We start from the raw sequence: 16,941 nt of genomic DNA on the forward strand, positions 1-16,941 counted from the left end.
GCTTGCCTCACGGCACGAGGGGTTTTTTGTTGCACTGGCACCTGCCAAACCCCCGCAAACACCCCGCAAAAACCCTCAGCTTCGAGAAGAGAATGCCGATGACCGAGCAGGCCACCGGGGCCCACCATCCGCAGCCGCGGCCCCGATCCTCAGGACAGCAGTCCGCCCCCGTCGAACACGTCACGGGTGCGCAGTCCCTGATTCGTTCTCTTGAGGAAGTCGGGGCCGACACGGTGTTCGGCATCCCCGGCGGAGCCATCCTCCCGGCCTACGACCCGATGATGGACTCCACCCGGGTGCGCCACGTCCTGGTGCGGCACGAGCAGGGCGCGGGCCACGCGGCCACCGGATACGCGCAGGCCACCGGCAAGGTCGGCGTCTGCATGGCGACGAGCGGCCCCGGCGCCACCAACCTGGTCACCCCGATCGCCGACGCCCACATGGACTCCGTCCCGATGGTCGCGATCACCGGCCAGGTGGCCTCCAAGGCGATTGGCACGGACGCCTTCCAGGAGGCGGACATCGTCGGCATCACGATGCCGATCACCAAGCACAACTTCCTGGTCACCAAGGCCGAGGACATCCCGCGCACCATCGCCGAGGCCTTCCACATCGCCTCCACCGGGCGGCCGGGCCCCGTCCTCGTGGACATCGCGAAGGACGCGCTCCAGGCGCAGACGACGTTCTCCTGGCCGCCGCAGCAGGACCTGCCCGGCTACCGCCCGGTGACCAAGCCGCACGCCAAGCAGATCCGCGAGGCCGCCAAGCTGATCACCAGCGCCAAGCGACCCGTCCTCTACGTCGGCGGCGGCGTCATCAAGGCGCGGGCCACCGCGGAGCTGAAGGTCCTGGCAGAGCTCACCGGAGCGCCCGTCACCACCACACTGATGGCGCTCGGCGCGTTCCCCGACAGCCACCCGCTGCACGTGGGGATGCCGGGCATGCACGGTGCGGTCACCGCCGTCACCGCGCTCCAGAAGGCCGACCTGATCGTCGCCCTCGGAGCCCGCTTCGACGACCGCGTCACCGGCAAGCTGGACAGCTTCGCCCCGTTCGCGAAGATCGTCCACGCCGACATCGACCCGGCCGAGATCGGCAAGAACCGCGCCGCCGACGTGCCGATCGTCGGCGACGCCCGCGAGGTCATCGCCGACCTCGTCCAGGCCGTCCAGACCGAGCACACCGAGGGCCACCCGGGTGACTACACCGCCTGGTGGAGCGACCTGAACCGCTGGCGGGACACCTACCCCCTCGGCTACACCCAGCCCGAGGACGGCTCGCTCTCCCCGCAGCACGTCATCGAGCGCGTCGGGCAACTGGCCCCCGAGGGCACGATCTTCGCGGCGGGCGTCGGCCAGCACCAGATGTGGGCCGCCCACTTCATCCAGTACGAGAAGCCCGCCACCTGGCTGAACTCCGGCGGCGCGGGGACGATGGGGTACGCGGTCCCGGCCGCGATGGGCGCGAAGGCCGGCCGGCCCGACCGCACGGTCTGGGCGATCGACGGCGACGGCTGCTTCCAGATGACCAATCAGGAGCTCACCACCTGCGCCCTGAACAACATCCCGATCAAGGTCGCCATCATCAACAACGGCGCCCTCGGGATGGTCCGCCAGTGGCAGACCCTGTTCTACAACCAGCGCTACTCCAACACCGTCCTGCACAGCGGCCCCGAGGACATCGGCCCCAACAAGGGCACCCGCGTCCCCGACTTCGTGAAGCTGTCGGAGGCCATGGGCTGCGTGGCGCTGCGCTGCGAGCGTCCCGAGGACCTGGACAAGGTCATCGCCGAGGCCAACGCCATCAACGACCGGCCCGTCGTCGTCGACTTCATCGTCCACGAGGACGCCCAGGTCTGGCCGATGGTCGCCGCCGGCACCTCGAACGATGAGGTCATGGCCGCCCGCGGGGTCCGCCCCGACTTCGGCGACAACGAAGACGACTGAGACCGAGAGCGAAAGAGAGACCACGCGCCATGTCCACCAAGCACACGCTCTCCGTCCTGGTCGAGAACAAGCCCGGCGTCCTCGCCCGGATCACCGCCCTGTTCTCGCGCCGCGGCTTCAACATCGACTCGCTCGCCGTGGGCGTCACCGAGCACCCCGACATCTCCCGCATCACCATCGTGGTGAACGTCGAGGACCTGCCGCTCGAACAGGTGACCAAGCAGCTCAACAAGCTGGTCAACGTCCTGAAGATCGTCGAGCTGGAGCCGGGCGCCGCGGTGGCCCGCGAGCTCGTCCTGGCGAAGGTCCGCGCCGACAACGAGACCCGCTCCCAGATCGTCGAGATCGTCCAGCTCTTCCGCGCCAAGACCGTGGACGTCTCCCCGGAGGCCGTCACCATCGAGGCCACCGGCAGCAGCGACAAGCTGGAGGCCATGCTCAAGATGCTGGAGCCCTTCGGCATCAAGGAGCTCGTCCAGTCCGGCACCATCGCGATCGGCCGCGGCTCCCGCTCCATCACCGACCGCAGCCTGCGGGCGCTCGACCGCAGCGCCTGACCCGGGCCCCTCGGTGCCCCTCTCGGATACCGAGACCCGTGAACTTCCCTTCCCGAACCCGCCGTACGGTGGGACGCAACACCAGCACACATAGGAGATTCCCAGTGGCCGAGCTGTTCTACGACGCCGACGCCGACCTGTCCATCATCCAGGGCCGCAAGGTCGCGGTCATCGGTTACGGCAGCCAGGGCCACGCCCACGCGCTGTCGCTCCGTGACTCGGGTGTCGACGTCCGCGTCGGTCTGCACGAGGGCTCCAAGTCGAAGACGAAGGCCGAGGAGCAGGGCCTGCGCGTCGTCACCCCCGCCGAGGCGGCGGCCGAGGCCGACGTCATCATGATCCTGGTGCCGGACCCGATCCAGGCCAAGGTCTACGAGGAGTCCATCAAGGACAACCTCAAGGACGGCGACGCCCTGTTCTTCGGCCACGGCCTGAACATCCGCTACGGCTTCATCAAGGCCCCCGAGGGCGTCGACGTCTGCATGGTCGCCCCCAAGGGCCCGGGCCACCTGGTCCGTCGCCAGTACGAGGAGGGCCGCGGCGTCCCGTGCATCGCGGCCGTCGAGCAGGACGCCACCGGCAAGGGCTTCGAGCTGGCGCTGTCGTACGCCAAGGGCATCGGCGGCACGCGTGCGGGCGTCATCAAGACGACCTTCACCGAGGAGACCGAGACCGACCTGTTCGGCGAGCAGGCCGTGCTCTGCGGCGGCACCGCCGCGCTGGTCAAGGCGGGCTTCGAGACCCTGACCGAGGCGGGCTACCAGCCGGAGATCGCGTACTTCGAGTGCCTCCACGAGCTGAAGCTGATCGTGGACCTCATGTACGAGGGCGGCCTGGAGAAGATGCGCTGGTCCGTCTCCGAGACCGCCGAGTGGGGCGACTACATCACCGGCCCGCGGATCATCACGGACGCCACCAAGGCCGAGATGAAGAAGGTCCTCGCCGAGATCCAGGACGGCACGTTCGCCAAGAACTGGATGGACGAATACCACGGCGGTCTGAAGAAGTACAACGAGTACAAGACCCAGGACGAGAACCACCTCCTGGAGACCACGGGCAAGGAGCTGCGCAAGCTGATGTCTTGGGTCAACGACGAGGAGTAGGGGGTGCTCGGGTCCGGGGCTCCGCCTCGGGGCTCTGCCCCGGACCCCGCTCCTCAATCGCCGGAGGGGCTTTTTCCCTCCGGCCTCCGTCGTTGTCCACCTCGTCCAGCCACGGACGGGTGATCCTTCCGTAGAGGCGCATGCTGATCCGTCCGGCGCCACTATGCTTCTGTTCAACATTCGCGTCGGGCCCACAGCGTCGTGCGTCTTCCACGCGGCAAGCACCCTCCACCGCCTGCGGCCGTCGGGACGGCCGTCCGCAATGGACCTGTGAGGACTCACGTGAGCACTGCTGCCACCGGCAAACCCGTCGTACTCATCGCTGAAGAGCTGTCGCCCGCCACCGTCGACGCGCTGGGCCCGGACTTCGAGATCCGCCAGTGCAACGGCGCGGACCGCGCCGAGCTGCTGCCCGCCATCGCCGACGTCGACGCGATCCTGGTCCGCTCCGCGACCAAGGTCGACGCCGAGGCCATCGCCGCGGCCAAGAAGCTGAAGGTCGTCGCCCGCGCCGGCGTCGGCCTGGACAACGTGGACGTGTCCGCCGCCACCAAGGCCGGCGTGATGGTCGTCAACGCCCCGACGTCCAACATCGTCACCGCCGCCGAGCTCGCCTGCGGCCTGCTCCTCGCCACCGCGCGCAACATCCCCCAGGCCAACGCCGCCCTCAAGAACGGCGAGTGGAAGCGCTCCAAGTACACGGGCGTCGAGCTCGCCGAGAAGACCCTCGGCGTCGTCGGCCTCGGCCGCATCGGCGCCCTCGTCGCCCAGCGCATGAGCGCCTTCGGCATGAAGGTCGTGGCCTACGACCCGTATGTGCAGCCCGCGCGCGCCGCCCAGATGGGCGTCAAGGTGCTCTCCCTGGACGAGCTTCTCGAAGTCTCCGACTTCATCACCGTGCACCTGCCCAAGACGCCCGAGACCCTCGGTCTCATCGGTGACGAGGCGCTGCACAAGGTCAAGCCGACCGTCCGCATCGTCAACGCCGCGCGCGGCGGCATCGTCGACGAGGAGGCGCTGCACTCCGCCCTCAAGGAGGGCCGCGTCGCCGGCGCCGGCCTCGATGTGTACGCGAAGGAGCCCTGCACGGACTCCCCGCTCTTCCAGTTCGACCAGGTCGTCTGCACCCCGCACCTCGGTGCCTCCACGGACGAGGCGCAGGAGAAGGCCGGCATCGCCGTCGCCAAGTCGGTGCGCCTCGCCCTCGCCGGTGAGCTCGTGCCCGACGCGGTGAACGTGCAGGGCGGCGTCATCGCCGAGGACGTGCGCCCCGGCCTGCCGCTCGCCGAGAAGCTCGGCCGGATCTTCACCGCCCTCGCGGGCGAGGTCGCGGCCCGCCTCGACGTCGAGGTGTACGGCGAGATCACCCAGCACGACGTCAAGGTGCTCGAACTCTCCGCGCTCAAGGGCGTGTTCGAGGACGTCGTCGACGAGACGGTGAGCTATGTGAACGCGCCGCTGTTCGCCCAGGAGCGCGGCGTCGAGGTCCGCCTCACCACCAGCTCCGAGTCTCCCGACCACCGCAACGTGGTCACGGTGCGCGGCACGCTCTCCGGCGGCGAGGAGATCGCGGTCTCCGGCACGCTCGCCGGTCCCAAGCACCTCCAGAAGATCGTCGCCATCGGTGAGTACGACGTGGACCTGGCGCTCGCCGACCACATGGTCGTCCTGCGGTACGCCGACCGCCCCGGTGTCGTCGGCACCGTCGGCCGCGTCCTCGGTGAGGCGGGCATCAACATCGCGGGCATGCAGGTCGCCCGCGCCGCCGTCGGTGGCGAGGCCCTCGCCGTCCTCACCGTCGACGACACGGTGCCGCAGCCGGTGCTGAACGAGCTGGCGGAGGAAATCGGCGCAGAGTCCGCCCGCGCGGTGAACCTCACGGACTAGGCATCGCGGCGGACTGGAACGCGAAACGCCGGACGGGCTGGAGAGACAGGGCTCCAGCCCGTCCGGCGTTCACTCGGTGCCGGGGTTACCAGTCGATGCAGGTGGCCGGAACGTAACCCTTGATGTTGTAGTCGTTCGGCATGACGTACAGCCACTTGTTGCTGCTCTTGCCGCAGAGGCGGTACGACTGGCCGGTGAAGGACTGGCCGTCGTTGCAGAGGAACGCCTTGCGGCCCTTGTTCAGCTGACCCACCGCGTGGCCGTTCACCTTCGGCGTGGTGCGGACCTTCACCGTCTCCTTGGCGGGGACGTTGGTGAGGCCGCGGGAGCAGTCCGGCTTCGTGGCGGCCGCGGCGGTACCCGTGGTGAGGACGGTGCCGGAGAGCGCGATGGCGGAGACGGCGACGGCGGAGGCCAACAGCCTGAGCTTCATGAGGTGTTCGTTCTCCCGTGTGGAGGGTGATTTTCGGACGGGGAAACCGTACCCCTCCAAGATCACGGAATCGGGCGTTCGTTACCTGCCGCTTACAGCCGTGACGACTTCAGGACCATGTGCAGCAGCAGGCGGTCCTCGCCGTCGTCCAGGTCGAGGCCGGTGAGCTGCTCCACGCGCGACAGACGGTAGTAGAGCGTCTGGCGGTGGATGCCCAACTCGGCCGCCGCGCGCCCCGCTTGGCCCGCGCAGTCGAGGAACACCTCGGCGGTACGGGCCAGTTCGCGGTGGGTGGGGGAGAGGAGCCGGCGGCCCACCGGGTCGTGCGCCGCCTCCGGGGGCAGGGCGGTCAGCAGGCGGTAGGGGCCCACGTCCGACCACTGCGAGACCGGGCCGAAGCGCCGCTCGGCCAGCGCCGCGCGCGCCGCCCCCGACGCCTCCCACCAGGCGGCACCCAGATCTTCCAGACCGTGCCGGGCCCCCGCGATGCCGGCCGCCGCACCCGGCGCCGCGTCAAGGAGACGCGACGCCGCCGTGTGCGCGGGCGACAGCGCGTCGGCCGAGCGCAGCCGCACCAGCGCCGCCAGGGACTGCGCGGTCGTGCCCCACGGCACCGTGCACACCGCCGCCGCGCCCGGCACCGTACGGGCGGCGGGGGCGTCGTCCGGGTCCGCGGAGCGCCACGGGGCGACGCACACCACCGCGTGCAGGCCGTCGCCGCGCGAGCCGAGCGCCGTCCGCAGCGACGCCACCGCCATGTCGCGCTGCCAGCCCCGCTCGGCCGTCAGGACCGCCCGGAACTCCCGGGTGAGGTCGGCGCCCGCCTGCGCCTCGTCGGCGAGCAGCGCACCGATCCTGGCGGCCACCTCCATCGCGGCGGCCAGCTGCTGCTCGCTCGGGCCCGGCTCGTCGTCGAGCAGCCACACGTATCCCAGAGCGAAGCCCCGGTGTCGTACGGGCAGGCAGATGCGGCCCCGGTGGACGCCGGCCGCCGGGGTGGGCGGGATGCGGACCGGGGCCGTGGCGCGGGTGATGCCGAACCCCTCGAACCAGGAGCGGACCTCGGCCGTGGAGCGGCGGGTCAGGATCGACCGGGTCCTGACCGGGTCGAGGACGGACGCGTCGAAGCCGCTGTCGCCGCCGCCGTCGTGCGCGCCGAAGGCGATCAGCTCGAAATCGCGGTTCTCCAGGGTCGCGGGAGCGCCGAGCAGCGTCGAGATCTCGTCGACCAGTTCTTGGTAGTCGCCCTTCACACGGTCCATTCTCGCGCAGACCGCCGCGTTCTTCAGACATCTGTCTGAGATCCAGGGCACGGATGCGTGACAGCTGTCGATGGTTCACGATCCGGTGTATCCCTAAATTTCACGGTGGTTCTCCGTGCCGTACCGCCGCATTCCCTCCATGGAGGGGTTTGTCGGTATGGCCCTCGATTTCGTACACCCGTGGAGGTGCCCCGTGCTGGGTCCCGTGATCCTCGCCGCGTCGCGCAGCGACAAGATGCGCCGTTTCGTATCGGCGGCCCCCGGCACCAAGCAGGTCGTCTCCCGGTTCATCGCCGGTGAGACCGTCGACCAGGTCGTGCCGATCGTCGCCGACGCCGCCGACAAGGGCCTCGAGGTCACCCTCGACGTGGTGGGCGAGGACATCACCACCGTCGAGCAGTCCCACGCCGCGCGCGACGCCTACCTGGAGCTGATCGGCCGCCTGAAGGACCTGGGCCTCGGCACCAAGGCCGAGATGTCCGTGAAGCTGTCGATGTTCGGCCAGGCGCTTGAGGGCGGCCACGAGCTGGCCCTCGCCAATGTGCGCCCCGTCGTCGAGGCCGCCGCCGCGATCGGCACCACGGTCACCCTGGACGCCGAGGACCACACCACCCTCGACTCGATGTTCGCCATCCACGACGAGCTGCGCAAGGACTTCCCGCAGACCGGCTGCGTCATCCAGGCCTACCTGTTCCGCACCGAGGCCGACGCCCGCCGCCTCGCCGAGAACGGCAGCCGCGTCCGCATCGTGAAGGGCGCCTACAAGGAGCCCGCCGAGGTCGCGTACCAGGACAAGGCGGAGACCGACAAGGCCTACGTCCGCATCCTGCGTACCCTGATGGAGGGCGAGGGGTACCCGATGATCGGGTCCCACGACCCGCGCCTGATCTCGATCGCGCAGGAGCTCGCGCGGCGCGCCGGGCGCAAACTGGATGAGTACGAATTCCAGATGCTGTACGGAATCCGCAGCGACGAGCACCTGCGGCTCGCCGCCGAAGGCCACCGGATGCGTGTGTACACCGCATACGGCACCGACTGGTACGGCTACTTCATGCGCCGTCTCGCGGAGAAGCCGGCGAACCTCCTCTTCTTCGGCCGCTCCATCCTCACCAAGGGCTGAGCCGCCCCCAGTACAGAGCCCTCGCAGAGCCCTCGCACAAAGGAGCTAAGGAACTCATGGACGCTGTGACCCAGGTCCCCGCCCCGGTCAACGAGCCGGTACACGGCTACGCGCCCGGCTCCCCGGAGCGCGCCCGTCTGGAGGCCAAGCTCAAGGAGCTGGCCGACAACCCGATCGAGCTGCCGATGACCATCGGCGGCGTGAAGCGCCTCGGCGGCGGCGAGCCCTTCCAGGTCGTGCAGCCGCACAACCACAAGTCCGTCATCGGCACCGGCCGCGGCGCCACCCAGCAGGACGCCCAGGACGCGATCGACGCCGCCCTGGCCGCCGCCCCGGCGTGGCGCGCGATGTCCTTCGACGACCGTGCCGCGATCATCCTGCGCGCCGCCGAGCTGCTGTCCGGTCCGTGGCGCGAGACCCTGGCCGCCTCCACGATGCTCGGCCAGTCGAAGACCGCCCAGCAGGCCGAGATCGACACCCCGTGCGAGCTCGTCGACTTCTGGCGCTTCAACGTGAAGTACGCCCGTGACCTGCTCGCCGAGCAGCCCCCGGCCAACGCCCCCGGCGTCTGGAACCGCCTGGACCACCGCCCGCTGGAGGGCTTCGTCTACGCGATCACGCCGTTCAACTTCACGGCCATCGCGGGCAACCTGCCGACCGCCCCGGCCCTGATGGGCAACGTGGTCGTGTGGAAGCCGTCCCCGACGCAGACGCACGCCGCCGTGCTGCTCATGCAGCTCCTGGAGGAGGCGGGCCTGCCCAAGGGCGTCATCAACCTCGTCACCGGTGACGGCATCGCGGTCTCCGAGGTCGCCCTGAACCACCGCGACCTGGCCGGCATCCACTTCACCGGCTCGACCCCGACCTTCCAGTACCTGTGGAAGACGGTCGGCGAGAACATCGCGAAGTACCGCACGTACCCGCGTCTGGTCGGCGAGACCGGCGGCAAGGACTTCGTCGTCGCGCACCCGAGCGCCGACCGCGCGATCCTCAAGACGGCGCTGACCCGCGGTGCCTTCGAGTACCAGGGCCAGAAGTGCTCCGCCACCTCGCGCGCCTACATCCCGGCCTCCATCTGGAACGACGGGTTCAAGGAGGAGTTCGCGGCCGAGGTCGACGGCATCAAGATGGGTGACGTCACCGACCTGTCGAACTTCATCGGCGCCGTCATCGACGAGCGCGCGTTCGCCAAGAACAAGGCGGCCATCGACCGCGCCAAGGCGGACGCCACCTGCACGATCGTCGCGGGCGGCACCTACGACGACTCCGTCGGCTACTTCGTGCGCCCGACCGTCGTCGAGTGCACGGACCCGGCCAACGAGGTCTTCACGACCGAGTACTTCGGCCCGTTCCTCGCCGTCCACGTCTACGAGGACGAGAAGTACGACGAGATGCTGGCCCAGATGGAGTCGGTCTCGGACTACGCGCTCACCGGCTCGGTCATCGCGGGCGACCGCGCGGCGGCCGCGCACACGATGGAGAAGCTCCGCTACGCCGCGGGCAACTTCTACATCAACGACAAGTCGACCGGCGCCGTCGTCGGCCAGCAGCCCTTCGGCGGCGGCCGCGCCTCCGGCACCAACGACAAGGCCGGCGCCCCGCAGAACCTCCAGCGGTGGACGCTGACCCGCGCCATCAAGGAGACGCTGGTCCCGCCGACCGAGTACGGCTACCCGCACATGGGCTGACGCCCGCCGCGGGCCCCTGCGGCCCGCCCCTGAACCCCGCCTCCGACCTGGGCCCCACCCCGGTCGGAGGCGGTGTGTTTTCCCGGCTCCGTCAGGTGAGGGCGTCGACGGCGATCCGGGTCATGTCGGCGGCGATGCGGTCCTCGCCGGGGGTGTCCGGGTCCAGGCGCGTCGTGTAGACGGAGATGATCAGCGGGGCGCCGCCCTTCGGGGGCCAGGCCACGGCGACGTCGTTGACTCCGCCGTACGCGGGGGAGCCGGTCTTGTCGCCGACCCGCCAGCCCTCGGGGAGCCCGGCGCGGATCCGCTTGTCGCCGGTGGTGTTCTCCACGAGCCACCGGACGAGCTGGTCGCGGTCGAGCGGGTCGAGGACGTCGCCGAGGACGAGCTTGCGCAGGTTCGCGGTCATGGCCGCCGGGGTCGTCGTGTCGCGCGGGTCGCCCGGGATGTTGGTGTTGAGGTCGGGCTCCCAGCGGTCGAGGCGGGTGCGGGAGTCGCCGAGGGAGCGGCAGAAGCGGGTGAGGCCGGACGGGCCGCCCAGCCGCTGAAGCAGGAAGTTGCCCGCTCCGTTGTCGCTGTACGTGACGGTCGCGTCGCACAGCTCCCGGACCGTCATGCCCGTCGCGAGGTGCATCTCGCACCGCGGCGAGTAGGTGACCAGGTCCTCACGGTCGTACCGGACCACTTCGTCGAGCAGGCCGGGCTGCACCTCGCGCGCCTTGCGCAGGATCGCCGCGGCGGCCAGCACCTTGAACGTCGAGGCGATCGCGAAGCGCTCGTCGGCGCGGTAGCCGAGGGTGGCGCCGGTTCCGGTGTTCAGGGCGTGCAGGCCTATGCGGCCCGGGTAGCCCTTCTCGAGCTCGCGCAGCTGCCGTCGGGCGCCGGCGGAGGGCGCCGCGTGCGCGGTGCCGGGGACGGAGAGGAAGACGGGGGCCGCGGCGGCGGCGCCGAGGACGGTTCTGCGGGACGGAGTCACGTTCATGATCCAGAAGGTACCGGGCCGGTGCGGCACCGGGCCAGCAACCGCGGACCGGCCCGCCGCCCCGTCCGGCGGGCCTCCGCACTTGAACCTCACACCGGTGTCAACTCCTACCGTTCCGGCATGACGAACACCGAACTCCTCGCGCCCCACTCCGCCGGCACCCTCGGCCTCCTCCCCAACCGCATGGTCATGGCCCCCATGACACGCCTTCGCGCCACGGCCGACGGCACCCCGCTGCCCGTCGTCGCCGACTACTACGCCCAGCGCGCGAGCGCCGGCCTGATCGTCACCGAGGGCATCTGGCCCAGCAGCCGGGGCCAGAGCGGTTGGCGCTACCCGGGTCTGGAGACGGCCGCGCACATCGCGGCGTGGCGGCGCGTCACCGACGCCGTGCACGCCGAAGGCGGCCGCATCTACGCCCAGTTGATGCACGGCGGCCGCCACGGCCACCCCCTGTCCCGCGTCGACGGGGACGCGCCCGCCGCGCCGTCCGCCGTGCTGGTGGACCCGGACCGCGTGCACGTGCCCGGCGGCAAGGCCGACCCCGTCACCCCGCGAGAGATGACCCTGGACGACATCCGCACCGCCGTCCGCGACTTCGCGGACGCCGCCCGCAACGCCATCGAGGCGGGCTTCGACGGCGTCGAACTGCACGGCGCCAACAGCTACCTGATCCACCAGTTCCTCGCGGACAACACCAACCTCCGTGACGACGCGTACGGCAGGGGCTCGATCGCGGACCGCATCCGCTTCGCCGTCGAGGTGGTGCGCGCCGTCGCCGACGCCATCGGCGCCGAACGCCTCGGCCTGCGGCTCTCGCCGGGCAACCCGCAGTTCGGCATGGCGGAGGCCGACCCCGGGCCCGTCTACCGCGCGCTGCTCGACGAGCTCGACGGCCTGGGCCTCGCCTACCTCCACCTCACCGACAACGACCGCTACCCGGCCCTCGCGGACCTGCGCCCCCGCTGGCACGGCACGCTGATCGCCAACGTCGGCGAGAACGGCGACCCGACCACGCGCGAGGCGGGCGAGGCCCTCCTCGCCTCGGGCCTCGCCGACCTCGTGTCGTACGGCCGCGGGTTCATCTCCAACCCCGACCTGCCGGAGCGGTTCGCGACCGGCGCGCCCCTCCAGGAGATCGACAAGGCCACCCTCTACGGGCCGGGCGCCGAGGGCTACACCGACTACCCCGCCCTGGCGGACCGGCCGCTGTCCGCTCAGACCTCCACGAGCACCTGATCCAGCGACTTGCGCACGAGATCGGGGACCCGGCAGTCCGGCGCCGGATAGCCCACGGGGATCACCGCGAACGCCTTCTCGTTCTCCGGGCGGCCGAGCACCTCCCGCAGGAACCGCATCGGGCTCGGCGTGTGGACCAGCGCGGCGAGGCCCGACAGGTGGAGCGCGGACAGCAGCATCCCGACCGCGATGCCGACCGATTCGTCGACGTAGTAGTGCTTGTGCTTGGTGCCGTCCTCGCCCAGCCAGTACCGCTGCTGGAAGACGACGATCAGGGCGGGCGCGTCCGTCAGGTGCGGCTTCACCTCGTCGGTGCCGAGGGGGCGCAGGGCCGCGAGCCACTCCTCGCCGAGTCGGCCGTCGTAGGAGACCTGCTCCTCGTGCTCGGCGGCCTCGCGGATGCGGCGGCGGACCTCCGGGTCCTGGACGAGGACGAACGTCCACGGCTGCTGGTGCGCGCCGGACGGCGCCGTCGCCGCGCACGCGATGGCGTCCCGCACGACCTGCGTCGGCACGGGGTCCGGAGCGAACTGCCGCACGGTCCGCCGCTCCCGCATCCGCTCCCTCAACTCGGCGGCCTGCGCCAGGGATCGCGACGCGGGCATGCGCTCGGGCCGATAGGGCACGGAGCGGTAGGGCTCGCCGTGGATCGGGGTCCACGCTTGCTTCTGCTCGGTCTCAGGCATGGTTCCGATTCTGCGTCGCGGGGCACCCTCCGCGCCATGGTGCAGACCAATCGCGATCAGCTCGCGCGGACGATCATCTTTCCCCGGTTCTCGCCCCGCAGCATCCCGAGGAACGCGTCCACGATCCGGTCGAACCCCTCCACCACCGTCTCGTCGAGCCCCACCCGCCCGCTCTGAAGGTGCGGCACCACGCGGTCGTACAACTCCTCCTGGAGATGCGGGTAGTCGCGGACGAGGAAGCCCTCCATGCGCAGGCTCTTCTCGACGATGTCGGGGAGGTTGCGCAGCGTGTACGGCGCGCCCGTCGCGTTGTACTGCGCGATCGTGCCGATCCGTACGATCCGGCCGTACGGGCGCAGCGAGGAGATCGCCGCCTCCAGGTGTTCGCCGCCCACGTTGTCGAGGTACAGGTCGACGCCGTCGGGCGCCGCCTTCGCGAGGAGGTCGGCGATCGGCCCCGCGTGGTGGTCGAAGACCTCGTCGTAGCCGACGTGTTCGGTCAGGTACGCCGCCTTCGCCGCGGTGCCCGCGCTGCCGACGATCCGTCCGGCGCCCATGAGCCGGGCGAGGCGCCCGGCCGCCGTGCCCACGCCGCCCGCCGCCGCGGAGACGAACAGGTCCTGCCCTTCGCGGAGTTCGGCGATGCGGGTCAGCCCGACGTACGCGGTCAGGCCCGTGCCGCCGAGGATGCCGAGGTGCGCGGAGAGCGGCACGCCCTCGAAGGCGGGCAGTCGGCGTATTTCGTCCGGGGTCACCACGGCGTGCGTGCGCCAGCCCTGCCGGTGCAGGACGATCTCGCCCTCGGCGAGGGCGGGGTCGCGGGACTCGACGACGCGGCCGATGGTGCGGCCCTCCAGCGGGGCGTGGAGCGCGAAGTCGCCGTCCATCATCTCGCGGTGGTACGGGTCGACGGACCAGTAGAGGTTCTCGACCAGGGCGGTGCCGGGGGCGGGCCGGGGGAGCGCGGACTCCACGAAGGCGAAGTGGGCGGCGGTGGGGAAGCCGTGGGGGCGGGCGGTCTGGTGCACGGTGAGCGCGGTGTCGGTCATGTGGATGACCGTAGGAAGGAATGCGGGGCCGGGGCAGTGGGTTGCGCTCATGGAACGGCCCGGACCATGAGGGGCCCTCATAGAAGCAGGTGAGCCCCCTGACAGCGCCCGCCATCCGGCCCCCCGCGAATGCCCGCGCCTCCGCCGCCCTGCCCGCCGACCTCGCCCCGCACGAGCTCCGCATTCTCGTCGCCGTCGACAGGACGCGCGGGTTCTCGGCGGCGGCGCAGGAGCTGGGGCTCACCCAGTCCGCGGTGTCGCACTCCATACGTGGGACGGAACGGAAGGTCGGGGTCGTGCTCTTCGAGCGAGGCAGGAAGGGGGCCACGCCGACGCCCGCGGGAGCCGCCGCGGCCGCGCACGCCCGGCGGGTGCTGCGGCTGTTGGACACGCTCGTCGCGGAGGCGCGGGGTGCCGCGCGGGGAGCGGACGGAGCGGTGGAGGGGACGCTGCGGATCGCCGCGTTCCGTAGCGCGGCCCTGCATCTCCTTTCGGCGGCCCTGGAGCGGCTCGCCGCCGCGCACCCCGGGATCAGGCCGGAGGTCCGGGTGGTGCGGGAGCTGGGCGCGGGCACGGCGGGCGAGGTCGCCGAGGGGCGTGCGGACGTGGGGATCGCGACGCTGGGGGGTACGTCGCCGATACCCGCCGGGCTCGTCGGCGACGTACTTCTCGAAGAGCCCTACGCGTTCGTGCATCCGGCGGGGCACCCCGACCCGCGCTCGCTGCCGCTGGTGGACTGGCACGAGAACTGCGGCTCGTACACGAGGGAGTGGTGGGGGCGGCAGGACTGGATTCCCGCGGCGACCGTCCTGACCGAGGACGACGGAGCGGTGCTCTCAATGGTGAGCAATGGTCACGGCATGGCGATCATGCCGGCCCTCTCCCTGACCGGAGCACCGGACACGGTGCGGATCACCGATCTCGGAACGGAGCGCCCGACGCGCTCGGTCGGCTACGTCACCACCCCTGAGCTGGCCTCTTCCCTCACCGTGCGGGCGCTGATCCGCGAGCTGAGGGCGGTGCGCGGGTGAACCCGTCTCAAATAGTAGGAAGTCCGAGTAGTTGTGGAGACAGACGCTCCGTCCTCGCTTAGCTTTGTAGGAGCCGAACGTCTCGCTCGATCAAGCGAATGCGGTAGCGAGCCGGAGCCGCACGCAGGCGAACCCTGCCGCTCCAGCGCTCCCCGCCCCGGCGTCTCGTAATGCATGCACCCTTCCCTCAAGGAGTGGATCTCCCATGGCCGAGACGACCGCCCGCCGAGTCCGTCACACCTCCCGCTCGAACGACTCCGAGCGCAAGAACGCCGCAGCGGCCCTCCAGCGGGCCCTCGACCGCAGGGACAACGGCGGCGAGACGGGTCACTGAGCCCGGCGGATCACCGCGTCCCCCGCACCACCTCGAAGTGGTCGACGCGCTCGCCGCTCTCGGCGAGCGCGGAGACCGCCAGCTTCGGGCGCGCCCCTGCCGTCACCTCCACCGCGAGGAACGAGAAGCCGGTGTAGCGCACCCGGGACCACTCCACGGTGTCCCGGTCGGCCTCGCGCGACTTCGTCCAGTGGAAGCTCTCGATGCGCTCGTGGTCGTGGACGTTGCCCTCGTAACTGTCCTCGACCCCGGGGCCGAAGCCGTAGAGGTCCTTGCCCGCGCCGCCCGCGGTGACGTACACGATGCCGTCGCGCGTCGGATCGGTCGACGCGCCGACCGGCACGGGCCTGCCGACCTCGCCACCCTTGATGGCGTCCGTGCGTTCGTAGACGTGGTTGTGGCCGTTGACGACCAGGTCCACCTGGTGCCTGGTGAACAGCTCCAGCCACGCGTCGCGCACCCCGCCGTCGGAGGCGTGCGTCGACGTCGAGTACATGCAGTGGTGGAAGAAGACGACCACGAAGTCGACGGCCTCGTCCGCGCGCAGTTCGCGCAGGCGCCTGTCGAGCCAGGCGGTCTGCCGGCCGTCGCTGTAGCCCTTGTTGGCGGGGATCTCGTACGAGACGTCGTTGGCGTCCAGTGCGACGACGCCGACGTTTCCGTACGTGAAGGAGTAGACGCCCGGCGCGTTCCTCGGGTCGAAGCCGTTCTCGGGGAGCGACCAGCGGGCCCACTGGCCGCCGTAGCCGTTCGGCGAGTACCACGCCTCCATGTCGTGGTTGCCGGTGGTCACCATCCACGGCACGGACTTCGCGACGGACTCGGTCTGGGCGAGGAAGGTGTCCCACACGCGTGCGTCGTAGGTGTCGGACTCCTTGCCGTGCCCGGTGGTGTCCGCGTAGCAGATGTCGCCCGCGTGCAGGTGGAACGAGGGGTTCTGGCCCAGGATCACCTGGTCGTTGGCGAGGGCGTGGTAGCTGACGCCCTGGTCGCCGAAGGCCGTGAAGACGAACTTCGCCGGCTCGGCGGGCGCGGTGGTGAAGGAGCCGACGGTCGCCATCCGTTCGGGCGATGCCGGGTCGAAGCCGTCGTGGCCGACGCCGTAGTAGTACGTCGTGCCGGGGGTGAGGCCGTCGAGCGCCGCGTGCAGGTAGTACTGCTCGACCGCGGGCAGCTTCTTCGACAGTGCGGGGGTGTGCAGGTCGCGCACCTCCGCCTCGATCTTCCGGCCCAGCTCCCAGGGGGTCGGACCCATGCGCAGATAGGGGGACTTGACCGCGAACGGCACCTGCCAGGAGATCCGCATCTGCGTCTTCGGGTCGGCGCCGAAGGCGAGGTGCCTGCCGAAGGGCGCCACCAGGCTGCCGTCGACCCGCACCGGGGCGGGCCGCGCGCTCACGGGGTGCGCCGGCGACGTACCCGAGCCGTTGGCCGTACCCGATCCGTCGGCCGAGCCCGAGCTGCCCGCGAGCAGGCCCGCCCCGCCCGCCGCCCCGGCCGCCGCGAACGAACCGGCGAGCACCCTGCGGCGGGAGAACTTCGCGCGCAGGTACTCGTGCTGTTCGGGCATGCTCATCCGGGCCGCGAGCCGCTCCGGGATGCCGACATCGGGAGTGTCCATGGC

The 16,941-nt window shown here is 70.8% G+C and carries 15 protein-coding genes; 9 read left to right on the forward strand and 6 right to left on the reverse strand.

Going from position 1 to position 16,941, the window contains the following annotated elements:
* Positions 1-98: 98 nt before the first annotated feature.
* From ACZ4Z4_RS37220 to serA, 4 genes are all read left to right on the forward strand, one after another.
* Positions 99-1,946: an acetolactate synthase large subunit gene (locus ACZ4Z4_RS37220; protein WP_468337932.1), complete on the forward strand. Its 1,848-nt coding sequence runs from the start codon at positions 99-101 to the stop codon at positions 1,944-1,946.
* A 29-nt stretch (positions 1,947-1,975) separates the two neighbouring features.
* The gene (gene ilvN, locus ACZ4Z4_RS37225) at positions 1,976-2,503 is read left to right on the forward strand and encodes an acetolactate synthase small subunit (RefSeq protein WP_030785263.1); all 528 of its coding nucleotides are present in this window, start codon (positions 1,976-1,978) and stop codon (positions 2,501-2,503) included.
* Positions 2,504-2,607: 104 nt separating this feature from the next.
* Positions 2,608-3,606 (forward strand): ketol-acid reductoisomerase, encoded by a 999-nt coding sequence (ilvC, locus tag ACZ4Z4_RS37230; RefSeq protein WP_468337935.1) that lies wholly within the window; start codon positions 2,608-2,610, stop codon positions 3,604-3,606.
* 282 nt (positions 3,607-3,888) lie between these two features.
* Positions 3,889-5,493 carry a phosphoglycerate dehydrogenase gene (gene serA, locus ACZ4Z4_RS37235; RefSeq protein ID WP_468337938.1) on the forward strand — a complete coding sequence of 535 codons (1,605 nt, stop codon included), beginning with the start codon at positions 3,889-3,891 and terminating at the stop codon, positions 5,491-5,493.
* 85 nt (positions 5,494-5,578) lie between these two features.
* Here serA and ACZ4Z4_RS37240 read toward each other — a convergent pair whose 3' ends face one another.
* Both ACZ4Z4_RS37240 and ACZ4Z4_RS37245 read right to left on the reverse strand, forming a co-directional pair.
* A complete protein-coding gene (locus ACZ4Z4_RS37240; RefSeq protein WP_468337941.1) occupies positions 5,579-5,926 on the reverse strand; it encodes a hypothetical protein in 348 nt (115 codons plus the stop codon).
* 92 nt (positions 5,927-6,018) lie between these two features.
* Complete coding sequence (locus ACZ4Z4_RS37245) at positions 6,019-7,188, reverse strand: PucR family transcriptional regulator (RefSeq protein ID WP_468337944.1); 1,170 nt, start codon at positions 7,186-7,188, stop codon at positions 6,019-6,021.
* A gap of 193 nt (positions 7,189-7,381) precedes the next feature.
* Here ACZ4Z4_RS37245 and ACZ4Z4_RS37250 point away from each other — a divergent pair, with 193 nt between their 5' ends.
* Together ACZ4Z4_RS37250 and pruA are read left to right on the forward strand one after the other, a co-directional pair.
* The gene (locus ACZ4Z4_RS37250; protein WP_468337947.1) at positions 7,382-8,308 is read left to right on the forward strand and encodes a proline dehydrogenase family protein; all 927 of its coding nucleotides are present in this window, start codon (positions 7,382-7,384) and stop codon (positions 8,306-8,308) included.
* A gap of 56 nt (positions 8,309-8,364) precedes the next feature.
* Positions 8,365-9,996: an L-glutamate gamma-semialdehyde dehydrogenase gene (pruA, locus tag ACZ4Z4_RS37255; RefSeq protein ID WP_468337949.1), complete on the forward strand. Its 1,632-nt coding sequence runs from the start codon at positions 8,365-8,367 to the stop codon at positions 9,994-9,996.
* 91 nt (positions 9,997-10,087) lie between these two features.
* Here the strand turns inward: pruA and bla are convergent, their stop codons facing one another.
* A complete protein-coding gene (bla, locus tag ACZ4Z4_RS37260) occupies positions 10,088-10,978 on the reverse strand; it encodes a class A beta-lactamase (RefSeq protein ID WP_468337952.1) in 891 nt (296 codons plus the stop codon).
* Positions 10,979-11,098: 120 nt separating this feature from the next.
* Here bla and ACZ4Z4_RS37265 point away from each other — a divergent pair, with 120 nt between their 5' ends.
* Positions 11,099-12,217, forward strand: a complete 1,119-nt coding sequence (locus ACZ4Z4_RS37265) for an alkene reductase (RefSeq protein WP_468337955.1) — start codon at positions 11,099-11,101, stop codon at positions 12,215-12,217.
* Here ACZ4Z4_RS37265 and ACZ4Z4_RS37270 read toward each other — a convergent pair.
* Together ACZ4Z4_RS37270 and ACZ4Z4_RS37275 are read right to left on the reverse strand one after the other, a co-directional pair.
* Entirely contained in the window at positions 12,196-12,903 is a 708-nt protein-coding gene (locus tag ACZ4Z4_RS37270) for a nitroreductase family protein (protein ID WP_468337958.1), read from the reverse strand. The two genes, ACZ4Z4_RS37265 and ACZ4Z4_RS37270, sit on opposite strands and share 22 nt — an antisense overlap.
* Positions 12,904-12,959: 56 nt before the next feature.
* Positions 12,960-13,952: an NADP-dependent oxidoreductase gene (locus ACZ4Z4_RS37275; protein ID WP_468337961.1), complete on the reverse strand. Its 993-nt coding sequence runs from the start codon at positions 13,950-13,952 to the stop codon at positions 12,960-12,962.
* 98 nt (positions 13,953-14,050) lie between these two features.
* Between ACZ4Z4_RS37275 and ACZ4Z4_RS37280 the strand changes: the two genes are divergently transcribed.
* Entirely contained in the window at positions 14,051-14,983 is a 933-nt protein-coding gene (locus ACZ4Z4_RS37280) for a LysR family transcriptional regulator (protein WP_468338042.1), read from the forward strand.
* A gap of 205 nt (positions 14,984-15,188) precedes the next feature.
* Positions 15,189-15,317 (forward strand): hypothetical protein, encoded by a 129-nt coding sequence (locus tag ACZ4Z4_RS37285; RefSeq protein WP_468337965.1) that lies wholly within the window; start codon positions 15,189-15,191, stop codon positions 15,315-15,317.
* 10 nt (positions 15,318-15,327) lie between these two features.
* On the opposite strand, the gene ACZ4Z4_RS37290 is transcribed toward ACZ4Z4_RS37285, so the two are convergent.
* On the reverse strand, positions 15,328-16,938 hold the full coding sequence (locus tag ACZ4Z4_RS37290) for a purple acid phosphatase family protein (RefSeq protein ID WP_468337968.1): 1,611 nt from the start codon (positions 16,936-16,938) through the stop codon (positions 15,328-15,330).
* Positions 16,939-16,941 lie beyond the last annotated feature (3 nt).

The sequence above is a fragment of the Streptomyces sp. NPDC030245 genome, from assembly GCF_055572995.1.

Bases quoted from the DNA above. Each gene is read 5' to 3' on its own strand.
- ACZ4Z4_RS37220 (WP_468337932.1), top strand. From the start codon at position 99: ATGACCGAGCAGGCCACCGGGGCCCACCATCCGCAGCCGCGGCCCCGA.
- ilvN (WP_030785263.1), top strand. From the start codon at position 1,976: ATGTCCACCAAGCACACGCTCTCCGTCCTGGTCGAGAACAAGCCCGGC.
- ACZ4Z4_RS37240 (WP_468337941.1), bottom strand. From the start codon at position 5,926: ATGAAGCTCAGGCTGTTGGCCTCCGCCGTCGCCGTCTCCGCCATCGCG.
- ACZ4Z4_RS37245 (WP_468337944.1), bottom strand. From the start codon at position 7,188: ATGGACCGTGTGAAGGGCGACTACCAAGAACTGGTCGACGAGATCTCG.
- pruA (WP_468337949.1), top strand. From the start codon at position 8,365: ATGGACGCTGTGACCCAGGTCCCCGCCCCGGTCAACGAGCCGGTACAC.
- bla (WP_468337952.1), bottom strand. From the start codon at position 10,978: ATGAACGTGACTCCGTCCCGCAGAACCGTCCTCGGCGCCGCCGCCGCG.
- ACZ4Z4_RS37265 (WP_468337955.1), top strand. From the start codon at position 11,099: ATGACGAACACCGAACTCCTCGCGCCCCACTCCGCCGGCACCCTCGGC.
- ACZ4Z4_RS37270 (WP_468337958.1), bottom strand. From the start codon at position 12,903: ATGCCTGAGACCGAGCAGAAGCAAGCGTGGACCCCGATCCACGGCGAG.
- ACZ4Z4_RS37275 (WP_468337961.1), bottom strand. From the start codon at position 13,952: ATGACCGACACCGCGCTCACCGTGCACCAGACCGCCCGCCCCCACGGC.
- ACZ4Z4_RS37285 (WP_468337965.1), top strand. From the start codon at position 15,189: ATGGCCGAGACGACCGCCCGCCGAGTCCGTCACACCTCCCGCTCGAAC.
- ACZ4Z4_RS37290 (WP_468337968.1), bottom strand. From the start codon at position 16,938: ATGGACACTCCCGATGTCGGCATCCCGGAGCGGCTCGCGGCCCGGATG.